Here is a 14,770-nt window from a genome sequence, read left to right as displayed (position 1 = left end):
TACAGGAGAAACAAATGGCAGTAATGATTACGGATGAGTGCATCAACTGTGACGCTTGTGCACCGGAATGCCCGGTCGCAGCAATTTTGAGCAACGGTGACGAAAAGAACCCCTACGACGATGAGCGCTTCTATGTGAAGCCGGAGACGTGTGTTGAGTGTGTCGGTCATGCGGATGCGCCGCGTTGTGCGGAAGCGTGCCCGACCGAAGGTTCTATCGTATGGGATATGCCTTTTACCGTTGATTTCGAAGAGTACTACTCCAAAGGGAATGAAGACGGTACCTACAAGATCCGTGAACACAAAAAGAAAGGTCTGATGCTTCCGTCAGTCAAAGAGCAGAAGTTCATGGATGAGATCGGTATGGACGTGCGCGAAGGCCACGCCAACGTCTCTGACTCGTTCTAATTCGTAGCGTCCAAAACACGACGTTAACACCGGGTTCACCTTAGAGTGAACCTTGGTCTGTCTCAGCTTTCATGTGTCAAGCACCTTTTCGGCGGGAGAGGGTGTTTGACACATGAAAGGCACTTTACGGTGAAGCGGATAGCTTCCTCTCGCATCATACATAAAAGGTAGAAATCATGAGAATCGCATTTGCTTCATCCACGGGCGAAAAGATCGATCAGCACTTCGGCTGGTCCAAAACCTTCCATCTGTACGAGGTCGATAAGGAGAGCGCGACGCTGCTCAAAGTTATTGAAAGCTCGGACGAGCCCGAGGAAGAAGTGGCGAAACTCAACTACAAGATCGGTACGATCGAAGAGGCGGACATCCTGTACTGCACCCAGATCGGTCCGAAGGCATCCAAGATGGTCCAGGCTGCGGGGATTCACCCCGTGCAGGTCAAGGAGGGTGAAGCGCTTCAGGGCGCGATCGACCAGATCCACGAGATGCTGAATACGCAGCCGCCCCTGTGGCTGCTGCGCATTTTCCACAAAGGTGCTCAGCGCAGCGCCTGAGGCTTTGCTTCTTCTAAAACCCCCGGGATGACGGAGGTTTCACAAGGATCAAATCCACAATAAACCTTAAAGGATAAATTATGGCTGTAATTATTGATGACAAATGTATCACCTGCGACGCCTGTTTGCAAGTCTGCCCGGTCAACGCTATCGTAGACGATTCGGACAACCCTACCGGCGAAAAGCGCTACTACGTTCAGCCTGAAAAGTGTGTCGAGTGCGTCGGTATCTACGACGATCCGCAGTGCGCCGCGATCTGTCCGAGCATCGGTACGATCACTTGGGACATGCCGTTTACCCCGGAATTCGAAGAGCATTTCCTCAACGAAGAGATCTACAAACTCGGCGAAAAGAACGGCAAGCTCAAAACACCGTCCTTCCGCAAAAAGAAATTCCGCGAGGACATCCCGGTCGAAGACCGCGGTGTCGGCAGACTGGTCGAGGAAGAGCCCGAAGAGCTGAACGAGGCGGGTTGAGGCACTGCCAATGGCCGTAAACCCCGTGCCCATTCGGGCCTTTCACCAGCGCGAAGAGCGTTATCAGGGACTGCAGATCGAATTTGACGGTTCCGAGAGCGTGAAGTCACGGATTCTCGATACGATCGACTCCGTGTCGCAGCAGCGTGGTATCTCCCCCAGCCTAAACCACTTCAGCGATGCATCGATCTATATCGAGTTTCATGACGAGTATGACCGTGACGGCGGTGAGTTCTTCGCCGACCTGCTCAGCCGTCTCGGTATAGCAAAATGCGAAAGCTGCTAAAGGAAGCATCGGATGCCTTATGAACTTTGATAAAAACCGCCTGGCTGAAATCGCCGCCGCGCTTTCGCCATTCGAAATCGACTGCGCCATTACGGTTGCACTGAAAATCTCGGATGATACGTGCAAAATGGGTACGGGACAGCGTGCGCTGTTTATGGCGCTCTACGACCTTGTGCCCGATAAAAGCAGTGCGATGTTCACTGAAGACGTGCACGCGCTGATCCTCCAGGGACGCTCCGCACTGAGCGATGAGATCGCCGCGGCGATCAAACCGCTGCGCGAGTCGGCCATGGATGCGATCACGCGTCCGAAGATGAAAGCTTTTAAAGCGTCGATCCGCGCGCGGCTCTCTGCCGACGAAGCGGCGTAGGCGCACCCCGGACCCTTCCACAGGGCCTTTTGGCCCTTTACCACTACGACTACAGCCTTCAGAGCCACCACCTGCCAGGCGGTGTTCTTTCCTTATTGCCTAAAAAATAATCACAACAAGAGAGCAAAAAGCCGACAAAATTGTATACCATTTTCATGAAACTTCCGCAGCCGAGGCTGCGAAAAAAGGATTAACCAATGAAGAAGTGGCTTTTGTCCATGATGATGCTTCTGCCGACGCTGGCGCTGGCAGAGGATACGCTCGATACAGGTGATACGGCCTGGATGATGGTGTCAACAGCGTTCGTACTGCTGATGACGCCGGCAGGTCTGGCACTCTTTTACGCCGGGATGACGCGTACAAAGAATGTACTCAATACTTATGCAATGGTAATGGGTGCCTTCGTGGTAGCGTTTGTGGTCTGGGTCATTGCAGGCTACTCCATCGCCTTCGGCGCGAACGAGAGCGCGGCACTGCAGAACGTGTTCGGCGGCTTCGGCAACGTCTTCCTCTCCGGTATCAACTGGTCTGACCTTTCCGGCAGCTACCCGACCTTCGTCTTCATCGCGTTCCAGGGTACGTTTGCAGCGATCACCGTTGCCATCTCGCCTCCGGTTCCGCGATCGAGCGTATGAAGTTCTCAACATGGATGCTCTTCGTTGTCCTGTGGGGCCTGGTGGTTTACGCACCGATCACCCACATGGTATGGGGCGGCGACGGTGCCTACCTCTTCGATGAAGGTGCCCTTGACTTCGCCGGCGGTACGGTTGTCCACATGAACGGCGGTCTGGCCGGTCTGGTCCTGGCAGTCATGCTCGGCAAGCGTGCAGGTTATCCTAAGACAGCCATGAAACCGGCGAGCATCATCCTCACCGCTGCCGGTGCGGCGATCCTCTGGTTCGGCTGGTACGGCTTCAACGGCGGTTCCGCATTCGGTGCGAACGCTGTTGCAGGCCTGGCGGTTCTGACAACGACAATCGCTACGGCGGCTGCCGGTGTCACCTGGATGCTGATTGAATGGTTCATGTTCAAGAAACCGACCCTGCTCGGTGTCGCTTCCGGTATCGTTGCCGGTCTCGTTGCGATCACTCCGGCAGCCGGCTTCGTCGGCGTCGGCGGTGCCTTCATCGTCGGTATCGTCGGTGCGCTCATCGGCTTCTTCGGTGTGGCTATCCTGAAAAAGAAACTGGGCTACGACGACAGCCTCGATGCTTTCGGTATCCACTTCCTCGCAGGTCTGTGGGGTGCGATCGCAACGGGTATCTTCGCGCTGAACGATCAGGACCTCCTCTGGGACGGTCCGCTCAAAGCAAGCGGCGATCGTATGGGTCAGCTCTTTGTGCAGTTCGAGTCTGTCCTGATCGTCGGTCTGTGGACCCTGGTCGGTACGGTCATTGTCTACCTGATCTCCTCTGCGATCACCGGCGGTGCACGCGTTGATGAAGAGACAGAGACAATGGGTCTGGACGAATCCGTTCACGGCGAGCGCGGGTTCAACCTCTAATTGAACGGCTCGGGAGCCTCGGCTTCCGAACAGTGTTACAATACAAAGCACAAAAAGGATTGTCAGAATGAAAAAAGTAGAAGCGATCATCAAGCCGTTCAAGCTTGAGGATGTGAAGGATGCACTGGCTGAGATCGGTATTACCGGTATGACGGTCAGCGAAGTCAAAGGGTACGGGCGCCAGAAAGGGCACAGTGAGCTCTACCGCGGTGCGGAGTACGTCGTTGACTTCCTGCCGAAAGTAAAAATGGAGATGGTCGTCGAGGCGGCATCGGTCGACCAGGTCGTCGATACGATCGTCGAAGCGGCCCGTACCGGCAAGATCGGTGACGGTAAGATCTTCATCAGCGATATCGAAAAAATTATCCGTATCCGTACCGGCGAATCCGGCTCCGAAGCGGTATAACCTTTTCACCGGCGGGGAACTCCCGCCTTTTTCCCTCTCCACTCTTTTAGACATACCTCCCCTTTTTTAGCCCCTTTTCACCTCAAAACCGATAGATTGTCCCCATCATATTCCGGGAGTCAATCGTGAAATCATTAACAGGGAAAAGAGCCTTTGTCAGCGGGGCAACATCGGGCATAGGCGAGGCGTGCGCTCGGCGTTTGGCCGCGGCGGGTGCGGACCTGGTGCTGCACGGGCGCAGCCAGGAAAAGCTCGATGCGCTGAAAACGACACTGTCCGAGCACGGCGTCACGATCGATACCGTGACATTCGATGTCCGCGACCGGCATGCAGTCGAGGCGGCCATGGGCGCCCTGCTGGAAGAGAGCGCCGTCGATATCCTGATCAACAACGCCGGTCTGGCGCTCGGGCTCTCCCCTCTGGATGAAGGGGATGCCGACGAATGGGAGGAGATGATCGATGCGAACGTCAAGGGGCTGCTCTATGTCAGCCGCGCCGTCATCCCGCAGATGCGCCGTCGCAATGGCGGGCATATCCTCAATATCGGCTCTATCGCCGGAAAGATGACCTACCCGGGCGGCAATGTCTACTGTGCGACCAAGTCGGCCGTGCATGCGTTGACGGAGGCGATGAACATCGACCTAGACGGAACGGCCGTGCGGGTCGGCAACATCGCACCGGGGGCGGTAGAGACGAATTTCTCCGCGACCCGTTTCGGCGGCGATATGCACAGGGCCGATGCCGTTTACGAAGGGTATGAACCGCTGCATGCGGACGATATCGCCGATCTGGCACTCTACATCCTGCTGGCACCGCCGCATGTGAATATCCAGGACGTGCTCATTATGCCGACGGCACAGCGCAATCCATATGTGTTAAGCCGAAACGGGTAGGGTAATATCTGGGGGAAAAGATGAAAAGGGGATGCCCCGGGGGGCAGCGCGATCAGACGGCGCCGAAGAGGACTCTGCCTTCGCCGCTCTGTGCAGCTTTGACGTCGTCATAGCTTTTGTCGGCGATACGCAGTGTCGTGCTTTTGATCTCGTCATAGACGGTATCGATCTTTTCGCCGGCGCTGAGTTTTTTCAGGTCGCCTTTGGAGAGATCTGCATGGTCGAGCAGTTCGTTCCATACGGAGCTTTCGTCCAGGGAGAAGGCGTAAAAAGTGAAGCCCTCGTACTCGAACTTGCCGTCGGCGTCGAGGTCGGTGACGAAGAGAATATAAAGACCGTCGGTGGAGAGGACCTCTTTGTACTGTTCAACAAACGGTTCGAAGAAATCGAGGGTTTCGAGTTCGCAGGCGATGAAATCGATTTTGTCGCTGTTGCTGACGAGGATTACCTGAGTGGCGGTTGCTTTCGGCGGGAGCTGCTTGTCGGCAGAGAGTACCTTGCCCGGTGTAATGACGAGGCTGCCGCGGTAGCCGTAATCGTATTTGTCCGTTTTCTCGCTGAAAGAAGCCTGCCATTGCAGGTTGTTCCCGTAAATGAAGTCCTTTACTGTTGACATAGGGAGTCATCCTTATATTGTGATATGGCCGTCGTGATGCAAGTTGTGTTCTATGATTTTGCGGCTAAGATTATCTCTCTCCTGTTGACGTTGATGTTCGGATCACTCTGGGATTCCTTTCATTACTGAAATTTTCTTTCTAATTTAGTAATTTATGTAAATATAAAAAAACCAAATTTAGCGCATCTTAAAATGTTTGTCGCTATGCTGTTGAGATATCTATACTGCAACGGGAGCGGGTAAGCTGCGAAAACCCTGCGGTGTCTCTCCCTCTTTTCAACCCGTTCCCCATGCCCCAGTGAAAGGGAACACGCCTATGCACCCGGATAAAGTGAAGCGCGAAACGACGAAAACGTTGACGGATCTGCCGAACATCGGATCTTCGCTGGCCGGCGATCTTCGCCGGATCGGGATCAACCGTCCCGAACAGCTTATCGGGCAGGACCCGGTTGAACTCTACGGCATACTCTGCGAGCTGACGGGTTCGGAACAAGACCCCTGTGTCCTAGATGTTTTTATGTCGATTACGGATTTTATGAACGGGGGAGAGGCAAAAGTGTGGTGGGCCTATACGCCGCTGCGCAAAGCGATGCAGAAGCGCGACTGATCACTCTTCGCCGAAGATCCCGTAGGGGTCGGCGTTGACCAGGGAAGCGGGGTCAATCTTGATTTCATCGACAATAAGCGTCTCGCGCTGGTGCGGAGGAAGACGGAGCAGCAGACGCTCTTTGGCCTGCGTCTCGTCCGCCGCCTCGACGGGGTAGGTGCGCTTTTTCGTCCCGTCGACGCGGACGTTTATCAGGTAGCGCATTTCTCAGCCCGCTTCGCTTTTGTAGCCGTAGGTTGAGGAGATGGAGCGCAGGCGCTCCGCCGCTTTGGTGAAAGCGTCGATGACGTAGTCAATCTCCTCTTCGGTCGTGAAGCGTGAAAGGCTGAGGCGGATGGCGGTATGCGCCAGTTCCGGGTCTTCGCCAATGGCGCTCATGATCGGGTTGGCTTCGAGGGACTCGGAGGCACATGCAGAACCGGTAGACGCGGCGATGCCGGCACGGTTGAGGTCCCAGAGCATCGCTTCACCTTCGATCCCGCGCAGGGAGATAAGCACGGTATTCGGTGTGCGGTTGTCGCGCGGCCCTACGATGATGGTGTCGGGGATTTTTGCCAGGGCGTCTTCGAGTTTGTCGCGGAGACGGCGGACTTCCGTATTCATCTTATCAACGTGGCCCGCGGCCTGTTCCATCGCCAGACCCATCCCGACGATATAGGCGACGTTGAGCGTACCGGCGCGTTTACCGCCCATCTGCTCACCGCCGTGCAGCAGGTTGGGAAGCTGCTTGCCTTTTTTGACGTAGAGTCCGCCGACCCCTTTGGGACCGTGGAACTTGTGCGCGGAGAAGGTGAGGTAGTCGACGTTGACCTTTGTAAGGTCGACCGGCAGTTTGCCGATAGCCTGGACGGCATCGCTGTGGAAGAGGATGTCGTTCTCTTTGGCGAAGGCGCTGACCTCTTCGACCGGGAAGATCATTCCCGTTTCGTTGTTGGCCCACATCATGGAGATAAGGACGGTTTTGTCGGTGACGGCCGCTTTGATCGCTTCGGCGCTGACACCGCCGTTTTCGTCCACGTCGACGTAGGTGACATCGACACCGTAGTCGCTCAGGAAGTGGAGGGTGTCGAGGATACAGGGGTGCTCGACGGAGGTTGTGACGATATGGTTCTTCTCCGGGTTTTTCAGGATATGTTTGAAATAAACCCCTTTGAGTACGGTGTTGTTGCTCTCTGTCGCACAGGAGGTGATGAGAATGTCATCTTCGTCCGGCACATTCAGGGCGTCGTACATTTTCCCCATCGCTTTGTTCAGGTGGGGGCGGACTTCCATCCCGTACTGGTGCAGGGAGTTCGGGTTTCCGAAGAGGTCCTCGAAAAAGGGCTGCATTTTGACTTTGACCAGGGGGTCGATCTTGGTAGTGGCATTGTTGTCGAGATAAACGCGCATTGAATGTTCCTCGTAATTTTGGGTGTTAATACCCGGTAGAATGCAAAATCCGTTCGAGAAGAGGGTTCAAAAGCGTTCGCTACGCAAAAAGGGGGATTTTTTTCGTGTCAACGGGTCGATAGGCCGGCGTAGTTGCGGTCCGTCCCCCGACTCTGCTATAATAGATATATTATGAGAACAAAAAATAATCTTTTTATTATTTTAAGTGAAATCATGATGATTGGTATTGTAACGGCCATCTTCTATAAGGCCGGGACACTCCACGTGCGGATGGAACAGGAGATTCTTGATGCCAAACAGATGTTGGTCACCGCCGACGAACTGCGGCAGACCTCCGACGACCTGACGCATTTCGCACGCTCCTATGCCGTGACGAAAGACCCCGAATTCAAACATCGCTACTACACGACCCTGGATATCCGCAACGGCATGGCACCCCGACCCAAAGGGTATGCCAACGTCTATTGGGACCTGGCGAAAGAAGACAGAGAGCGCAAGCATCCGCTGGGTGAGAAAAAATCCATGGATGCCATCATCGCGGAGCTGCCTTTCACCCCGGAAGAAACCGCCAAACTGACAACGGCGGAAGCCAACTCAAATGCGCTGGTCAGCCTGGAGGTCGAGGCGATCAACGCGCTGGAAGGGCGTTTCAAGGATAGCGAGGGGATGTACACCGTCCGGGCGAAACCTGACCAGCAGCGAGCTATTGCGCTGTTACACTCCAAGGCCTATTATGAGGCCAAACAGAAGATCATGAACCCCATCGACGACTTTCTAAGCCTGCTCAACGACAGGATCGAGGGGATTTTCAACGCCCTGAACGCCAAACTCGCCTTTTTTGAATATGTGATGTTCGGGGTCATTGTCGGATACATCTTTATCAACCTTTTTATCTACCGCTATCTCGTCAAACGCAATACGCTTGACCGGCAAAAACTCGAGTACCTTGTGGAGCAGCGTACCCAGAACCTTGAAGCCTCCCAGAGCAAACTGCAGGAGGCGCAGAGCCTGGCGCACTTCGGCAGCTGGGAACTCAACCTTGCCACGAACGCTCTGACGTGGTCGGATGAAGTGTACCGGATTTTTGAAATCGATCGGGACGATTACGACGTCTCCTATGAGCTGTTCGCACACTTTATCCACCCCGACGACAGGTCGTTGGTCGACCGGACCTACCAGGAGTCGGTCAGCCATCATGCGCCCTACAGAATCGAACACCGTCTGCTGCTGCGCGACGGCAGGGTCAAATATGTCCTCGAAAGCGGCGAAACCTTTTATGATGCAAAGGGCACGCCGGTCCGTTCCATCGGGACGATCTATGACATTACGGACCGCAAACAGTATGAGCAGACCCTGAAAGACCGAGAGGCGCTGTTGAGTGCGGTCGTGGAACAGAGCATGGACGGGATCGGTCTGGTGGACAGGAGTGGGCACTTCGTTATGGTCAATAACGCCTATACGGAACTCGTCGGGTACACGAAAAGCGAATTGAGCCGGATGCATGTGTTCGACCTGCTGCCCCCTGGCCAGGAACCGGAGATGTTCCCCGGGATCATCAGGACACGCCAACCGTCCCGGCGGGAGAAAAAGCTGCGGCGCAAAGACGGCAGTGTTTTTTTGGCAGAGATCTCCGCCACTCCCATCATGATCGGTGAGGAGGAGCGGGTGCTTGGGATCGTCCGCGACGTCACGGAATACCGGCGGATGGAACGGGCGCTGGAGTATTCGGCGCGGCACGATGCCCTGACCGGGCTGTACAACCGCCACGTTCTGGAAAAACAGCTGAATGCCGAGGTCGGCAGGGCGGAACGCTACAACCACCCGCTCTCACTCTTTATGCTCGATATCGACCATTTCAAGAAGATCAACGATACCTTCGGTCATCAGATCGGGGATATGGCGCTGCGTAAGGTGGCGGACATTTTGAAAAAAACGATGCGCAAAACCGACATGACTGCCCGCTACGGCGGCGAAGAGTTCGTGATCATTCTGCCCGAATCTTCGCATGATGAGGCGATGGAACTGGCAAAGCGTCTTTGTGGCGAGATCGCAGGGGAACCCTATATGACGGGGGGTGAAGGGGAGTTTTTCCTGACAGTGAGTATCGGGGTCGCCAGCCTCACGAAAAGCACCGGTAGTCCGGTCAAACTGCTCGAAGCGGCCGATGCGGCCATGTATGCCGCAAAGCGCTCCGGCCGCAACCGGGTCGTCTCCGCTTAGGCTCTTTTCTCTTTTATGAAGGTGCCCATCGGTTCGACCGCCGGATTGTTGTGGAGGGGTTACCTGGCGCTGAGATGCGCAAAAAGCTTACGGTCCTCCATGATGCGCCCGGCACCCAGGGCGATCTCCAGGAGGGGATCACGGCCGAGGACGGTTTTGAGCCCAAGCGCATTTTCGAGGTGACCGCTCAGACCGCCAAGCAGTGCACTGCCTCCGGTCAGGTAGAGGCCGTTATCGCGGAGACGTGGGGCGAAATCCGGGGGGAGGGTACGCATGAACGTTTTTACGAAGCGGCCAAGACGGAGGATACTGGGTTTCAATGCCTCCCGTACTTCGCACTTCGGGATCTGCAGGACATGGGGCAGGGCATTGTCGCGGCTGAGGGCATGGACCTCCGTCGTGTCACCTCTGTCATGACGGGAAAGTTGCAGTTTAAGCAACTCGGCATCGCGCGATGAGATCCTTTCGCGGTGCACGCTGTCGAAATGGTGAATGATGTCTTGCTCAAAGTCCCATCCGGCAGAGCGTACGGAGTGCGATGCGACGATACCGCCGCAGCCGAGCAGGGAGATCTCGGTGACGCCGCTGCCGATATCGAGCAGCAGGGCCCCGTCGGGGGAGTGGAAGTCGATGCCGGCCCCGATGGCCGCCGAATAGGGGTCTTTGATCATCACGACGCTGCCCGCTCCGCTTTGAAGGCCGGCCGATTTGACGGCGTTGCGTTCGTAGCGTGTGAGGTCGAAGGGAACGCTGACGGCGATCGCGGGACCAAAAAGGCTGCGTTTGCGCATCAGCATTTTGATGAGATGCTTCAAAAAGAGCACCGTCGCATCGAGATTGGCGATGGCGCCTTGCGAAAGAGGGCGGATGACGGGGAGGTGCGGCGGTGTCTTGCCCAGCATCTTTTTGGCCTCGTGTCCGATGCAAAGCGTTTTGCCGCTGCTTTTGTTCAATGTGACGCAGGTCGGTTCGTTAAAGATGATGCCGCGCGAGGGTTCATAGACGATGGTATTGTCCGTTCCTAGATCAATGGCATAACGGTTTTTTGAAAACATGCGGTTCCCCTCAATATTTGAAGAGATTCTACATCATACCCGTAAACGTTCGGCTACGTGAATAAGTAAGAAAGGCGTGTTTGGGGATGGAGGATTGTAGGATCTGCTCCCGTAAAGTCATCGGGAGCAGAGAGGGATTACGCCTCGGCGCTCTCGTCCTCTTTTTTGAAGGTGTAGATCGGTTCGGTTGTCGGATCGGCGACGACCGCCTCGGTGATCGTGACACTTTCGAGGTTGTCTCTTGAGGGGCAGCTGTACTGCAGCGGCAGCATCGCCTCTTCGATGATCCCGCGCAGACCGCGGGCACCGACACCCTTGTCGATCGCCTGCTGGGCGATCGCTTCGAGAGCCTTGTCTTCGAACTCGAGGGTGATACCGTCCATCTCGAAGAGCGCCTGGAACTGCTTGATCAGGGCGTTGTCCGGTTCCTGGAGAATCTGGACCATCTGATCCTTGGTCAGTTCGCGCAGCTGCGCGATGACGGGGATACGCCCGATGAACTCGGGGATGATACCGTAGTGGACCAGGGCGCGCTGGTCGACTTTGAAGTCGGCAGCCATCTCGCTCTTCTGAACCTTCGCGAAGCCGACCTTATTGGTACGCTTCGTATGTTTGTCCGGCACGAGGCCGACAAAGGCGCCCCCACAGACGAAGAGAACGTGCGTCGTATCGAAGAGCACCGTCTCCGTCGTGGAGTTTTTGCGGCTTCCCTTGACCGGGACGTAGACTTCGCTGCCTTCCAGAATCTTGAGCAGACCCTGCTGGACACCCTCGCCGGAGACGTCGCGGCCCATCGTGGCACTCTCGCTCTTGCGGGCGATCTTGTCGATCTCGTCGATGTAGATGATCCCGCGCTGGGCGGCTTCGATGTCGTAGTTGGCCGCGGCGAGGAGGCGTGAGAGGATGCTCTCGACGTCTTCGCCGACGTAGCCCGCTTCGGTCAGGGCCGTGGCATCGGCGACGGCGAAGGGGACGTTCATGATCTTCGCCAGGGACTTGGCGAGCAGCGTCTTACCGCTCCCCGTCGGTCCGAGCAGCATAATGTTCGATTTTTCCAGCTCGACATTATTGTAGATCGGGTTTTCGATCCGCTTGTAGTGGTTGTACAGCGCGACGGCGAGAACTTTTTTCGCGTCCTCCTGACCGATAATGTACTTGTCGAGGAAATCGACGATCTTCGCGGGCTTCGGCAGCTCCTGGTGCAGTTTCTCCTGCTGTTCGTAGCGGACTTCCTTTTGCAGGATGTTCGAACAGGTCGTGACACACTCGTTACAGATATTGGTGTTCTCCGAAGAGAACATTTTTTTCACTTCGCTCTGCTTACGCCCGCAGAACGAACATGTTTTTTCTTCTTTGGTACTCATCAGACTTCCTTTTTCGTAATAGCATTGAGGATCTGGTCCGCCAGACCGAATTTGATAGCATCTTCGGCAATGAAATAGTTGTCACGGTCGCTGGCTTTCTCAATGGTTTTGACTGTCGCGCCGGTGGCTTCGGAGAGGATCTTGTAGAGACGTCTTTTCAGGCTGATAATATGGTTGGCCTGGATCTCGATGTCGCTGGCCTGGCCCTGTGCACCACCGAGGGGCTGGTGGATCATCACTTCGGCGTTGGGGAGTACGTAGCGGTGTCCCGGTTCGCCGCAGGTAAAGAGAACGGCTGCCATGGAAGCGACCATCCCGAGGCCGTAGGTGTAGACCGGTGCGCTGATCAGCTGCATGGTGTCGAGGATGGCGAGGCCCGCCATCACCGAACCGCCCGGAGAACTGATATACATGTGGATCGGCTCTTCGGAATCTTCGGCTTCAAGATAAAGCAGCTGGGAGACGATGATCCCCATCATGTGGTCGTCGATCGGTTCGGTGATCATGACGACACGGTCGCCCATCAGTTTGGAAAAAAGGTCAAAATAGCGTTCGCCCCGGGGGGTTCTGTCTTTTACGGTTGGTATGTATGGCATAAGTTTCCTTTGTGTGGCTTCGCCGCGTCATCCCGCTAAGCGATCGCTCGAGATTGAGTATCGTTTGCCCCGCATGGGGCAGGTGTATATTGTTTAGATAAAGGCCTCGGTGAAGGCTTCGAGCGTCATCTCGATCACTTCGAGATTGTGTTTCTCGACGAATTTCTTCTCTTTTTTACCGAGCTCCTGGTCGGTGATGAAGTAACCGCCTTCGAGGTCGTGTGTCAGCTCGTTGGCGACCATACGGTCGGTATCGCGGTCGAAATAGGTGCCCATGAAGAGGTACTTTTTCGTCTTGCGGTAGGTTTTGAGGACGGACGGGACGGCATAGCCGCCCATCGCTTCGGTCAGCCAGTCGACATAGTCGGCGTCGGAGATGACGAAGCTCGGGTCCGGCAGCGGGGAACCCATCGGCTTGAAGAGGATCTTCTGGGCGTCGTCGAGGGCCTCTTCGTCGACCTGGAAGTACTTCTTGTTCTCGACATCCCACTCGTAGATCTCGTAGCGGTAGTCGTTGTCAAGGATACGGGACTTCCCGATGATGAACGTGTGCGGTTCGAATGCGAGCATCTCCTGCAGCTTGGCATCGCGGTTGGTGTCGATGATGTAGCGCGGCGACATGTTCAGGATCGCCTTGTGCAGCGGCGTCGGCTCGAACTCCTTGGTGTAGATCCAGTTGGTCATCTGCTGGATGTAGTCGACGCCCCGGCGCTGCTCCAGGTGCATGGCGGCACGGGAGTATTCGAACATCAGGCGCGGGCTCATGGCGCGGCCGTTGTTCATCATCAGGATCATCGAATCCGAGTCAAAAGGCATCTGTTCGCCCTCTTTGGTCGTGATGCCTTTGAAGATTCCCAGTCCGAAATAGGGGACGGTCGTCTGGTTGCGGATCTCTTTCTTGATCGTTTCGATCAGTTCACTGTAGTCTTTGGTCTCTGTTGTGGTCATTGTTTCGCTCATTAGTGGCATCCTTTCCCGGTATAGCATTCTTGCGCAGCGTAGACTTTCCGTACGGCCGTTTCGGCGTTGAACGGATCATGCAGGTTCTTGGCAAATTCATCGTAGTAGAGTGCACCATCCTTGGAGATGATGAACAGGGCCTTGGTCAGCTCCCCATCAAGGGGCTCACCGCTGAGGCGGACACCGTACCAGTCGGCGAACTCTTCGTCGCTGTCAAGCAGGAAGCGGAAGCCTTCGACTTTGGGGTCCTCGTGGGAGGTTGCGGCGACGATCAGCGACGCGGTGACATCGTCGGCTTTCGGAAGGGCCTTGCCGATAGCTTGCAGTTCGGCGATGCAGTTGTCATCTATAAAAGGGACCGTCACGATCAGGTGGGTCTTACCGTCCTGTCCCCCGACACTCTGTGACGTACCGTCCGGGGCTTTGAGCGTGACCTTTTCGGAAGCGTATCCGATGTCAAGCGGCTGCTCTTCAAGACGCATAGTAGACGTGTTCAACTGTATTTGCAAGCGAAGCTCCTATGATGAAATTTTTGATGGCGTTCTCCGTCGTACGGATGACAGAGGGAAACTTGAACAGATGGATGCCGCCGTTGGTCAGTGCCCGTTTGGTGTTGTCGCAGAAACGGTCGGCCAGCAGGTAGCTGCAGCCTGCGAGCACTTCAAGCAGGGCATAGTGTTCGGTGATATGGCGGATGTCTTTTTGGCGCTCTTCATCGCAGGTACACGTGGTCGAAGAGGTGTCAAAGAGGCCGCACGCCGTTTTGCACCAGGGGTTCATCTCGACGCTCAGCAGTGAGATACCGACCCGGCTCTTTTCCATAACGATTTCATAAATACCGAATTTCGGGGCGGTCGAAGGGTTATCGCGATAGAGCTCAAGCTGTTGACTGAACGGGACAGCGATCTTCATGGGTTTTCCTTTACCGTCGCCCGGAAGCAGGCGTACTTGCAGCGTAAATTGCAAGATGCGTTCCAGTCGGGAGTTCCCGGCCCGCCGGGGATTAGACGGAAATGCGCCTTTGTGTATGAGTTGCTATTTAATAATGTTGCAGTGCAATATGGTGG

Annotated in this window: 18 protein-coding genes and 1 pseudogene; 10 read left to right on the top strand and 9 right to left on the bottom strand. The window is 55.5% G+C overall.

What is annotated here, in order from left to right; genetic code table 11:
• The first annotated feature begins 14 nt into the window (after positions 1-14).
• The 8 genes and pseudogenes from LOH54_RS08265 to LOH54_RS08230 all read left to right on the top strand — a co-directional run bounded on the left by LOH54_RS08265 (position 15) and on the right by LOH54_RS08230 (position 4,896).
• On the top strand, positions 15-407 hold the full coding sequence (locus tag LOH54_RS08265) for a 4Fe-4S dicluster domain-containing protein (protein ID WP_231018430.1): 393 nt from the start codon (positions 15-17) through the stop codon (positions 405-407).
• Between the two features lie 176 nt (positions 408-583).
• Positions 584-961: a NifB/NifX family molybdenum-iron cluster-binding protein gene (locus LOH54_RS08260; RefSeq protein ID WP_231018429.1), complete on the top strand. Its 378-nt coding sequence runs from the start codon at positions 584-586 to the stop codon at positions 959-961.
• Positions 962-1,041: 80 nt separating this feature from the next.
• A complete protein-coding gene (locus LOH54_RS08255) occupies positions 1,042-1,437 on the top strand; it encodes a 4Fe-4S dicluster domain-containing protein (RefSeq protein ID WP_231018428.1) in 396 nt (131 codons plus the stop codon).
• A gap of 10 nt (positions 1,438-1,447) precedes the next feature.
• On the top strand, positions 1,448-1,723 hold the full coding sequence (locus tag LOH54_RS08250; RefSeq protein WP_231018427.1) for a hypothetical protein: 276 nt from the start codon (positions 1,448-1,450) through the stop codon (positions 1,721-1,723).
• Positions 1,724-1,742: 19 nt separating this feature from the next.
• Positions 1,743-2,093, top strand: coding sequence for a hypothetical protein (locus LOH54_RS08245; protein WP_231018426.1), 351 nt, complete (start codon positions 1,743-1,745; stop codon positions 2,091-2,093).
• Between the two features lie 197 nt (positions 2,094-2,290).
• A pseudogene (locus LOH54_RS08240) lies at positions 2,291-3,597 on the top strand (ammonium transporter).
• A gap of 67 nt (positions 3,598-3,664) precedes the next feature.
• On the top strand, positions 3,665-4,003 hold the full coding sequence (locus tag LOH54_RS08235) for a P-II family nitrogen regulator (protein WP_231018425.1): 339 nt from the start codon (positions 3,665-3,667) through the stop codon (positions 4,001-4,003).
• Positions 4,004-4,128: 125 nt separating this feature from the next.
• The gene (locus tag LOH54_RS08230; RefSeq protein WP_231018424.1) at positions 4,129-4,896 is read left to right on the top strand and encodes an SDR family NAD(P)-dependent oxidoreductase; all 768 of its coding nucleotides are present in this window, start codon (positions 4,129-4,131) and stop codon (positions 4,894-4,896) included.
• A gap of 52 nt (positions 4,897-4,948) precedes the next feature.
• On the opposite strand, the gene LOH54_RS08225 is transcribed toward LOH54_RS08230, so the two are convergent.
• Positions 4,949-5,512: a hypothetical protein gene (locus LOH54_RS08225; protein ID WP_231018423.1), complete on the bottom strand. Its 564-nt coding sequence runs from the start codon at positions 5,510-5,512 to the stop codon at positions 4,949-4,951.
• Positions 5,513-5,828: 316 nt separating this feature from the next.
• On the opposite strand from LOH54_RS08225, the gene LOH54_RS08220 reads away from it, so the two are divergent.
• Entirely contained in the window at positions 5,829-6,119 is a 291-nt protein-coding gene (locus tag LOH54_RS08220) for a helix-hairpin-helix domain-containing protein (RefSeq protein ID WP_231018422.1), read from the top strand.
• Here LOH54_RS08220 and LOH54_RS08215 read toward each other — a convergent pair whose 3' ends face one another.
• Together LOH54_RS08215 and LOH54_RS08210 are read right to left on the bottom strand one after the other, a co-directional pair.
• Complete coding sequence (locus tag LOH54_RS08215; protein WP_231018421.1) at positions 6,120-6,323, bottom strand: hypothetical protein; 204 nt, start codon at positions 6,321-6,323, stop codon at positions 6,120-6,122.
• A 3-nt stretch (positions 6,324-6,326) separates the two neighbouring features.
• Positions 6,327-7,508, bottom strand: coding sequence for a NifS family cysteine desulfurase (locus tag LOH54_RS08210; RefSeq protein ID WP_231018420.1), 1,182 nt, complete (start codon positions 7,506-7,508; stop codon positions 6,327-6,329).
• Positions 7,509-7,721: 213 nt separating this feature from the next.
• Between LOH54_RS08210 and LOH54_RS08205 the strand changes: the two genes are divergently transcribed.
• Positions 7,722-9,728 (top strand): sensor domain-containing diguanylate cyclase, encoded by a 2,007-nt coding sequence (locus tag LOH54_RS08205; RefSeq protein ID WP_231018419.1) that lies wholly within the window; start codon positions 7,722-7,724, stop codon positions 9,726-9,728.
• A 59-nt stretch (positions 9,729-9,787) separates the two neighbouring features.
• Here LOH54_RS08205 and LOH54_RS08200 read toward each other — a convergent pair whose 3' ends face one another.
• The 6 genes from LOH54_RS08200 to LOH54_RS08175 form a co-directional block, all read right to left on the bottom strand.
• Complete coding sequence (locus LOH54_RS08200; RefSeq protein WP_231018418.1) at positions 9,788-10,783, bottom strand: rod shape-determining protein; 996 nt, start codon at positions 10,781-10,783, stop codon at positions 9,788-9,790.
• Positions 10,784-10,920: 137 nt separating this feature from the next.
• The gene (gene clpX, locus LOH54_RS08195) at positions 10,921-12,147 is read right to left on the bottom strand and encodes an ATP-dependent Clp protease ATP-binding subunit ClpX (protein ID WP_231018417.1); all 1,227 of its coding nucleotides are present in this window, start codon (positions 12,145-12,147) and stop codon (positions 10,921-10,923) included.
• Positions 12,147-12,743, bottom strand: coding sequence for a ClpP family protease (locus tag LOH54_RS08190; protein WP_231018416.1), 597 nt, complete (start codon positions 12,741-12,743; stop codon positions 12,147-12,149). Before LOH54_RS08190 ends, clpX begins: the two co-directional genes overlap by 1 nt.
• 93 nt (positions 12,744-12,836) lie before the next feature.
• A complete protein-coding gene (locus LOH54_RS08185) occupies positions 12,837-13,703 on the bottom strand; it encodes an SIR2 family protein (protein ID WP_231018415.1) in 867 nt (288 codons plus the stop codon).
• Positions 13,703-14,185, bottom strand: coding sequence for a redoxin family protein (locus LOH54_RS08180; protein ID WP_231018414.1), 483 nt, complete (start codon positions 14,183-14,185; stop codon positions 13,703-13,705). The genes LOH54_RS08185 and LOH54_RS08180 overlap by 1 nt, the downstream gene beginning before the upstream one ends.
• A complete protein-coding gene (locus tag LOH54_RS08175; RefSeq protein ID WP_231018413.1) occupies positions 14,175-14,615 on the bottom strand; it encodes a NifB/NifX family molybdenum-iron cluster-binding protein in 441 nt (146 codons plus the stop codon). The genes LOH54_RS08180 and LOH54_RS08175 overlap by 11 nt, the downstream gene beginning before the upstream one ends.
• Positions 14,616-14,770 lie beyond the last annotated feature (155 nt).

The sequence above is a fragment of the Sulfurimonas sp. HSL-3221 genome (assembly GCF_021044585.1).
Taxonomy (GTDB): Bacteria; Campylobacterota; Campylobacteria; order Campylobacterales; family Sulfurimonadaceae; genus Thiomicrolovo; species Thiomicrolovo sulfuroxydans.
This window is presented reverse-complemented; position numbering and strand designations above follow the sequence as displayed.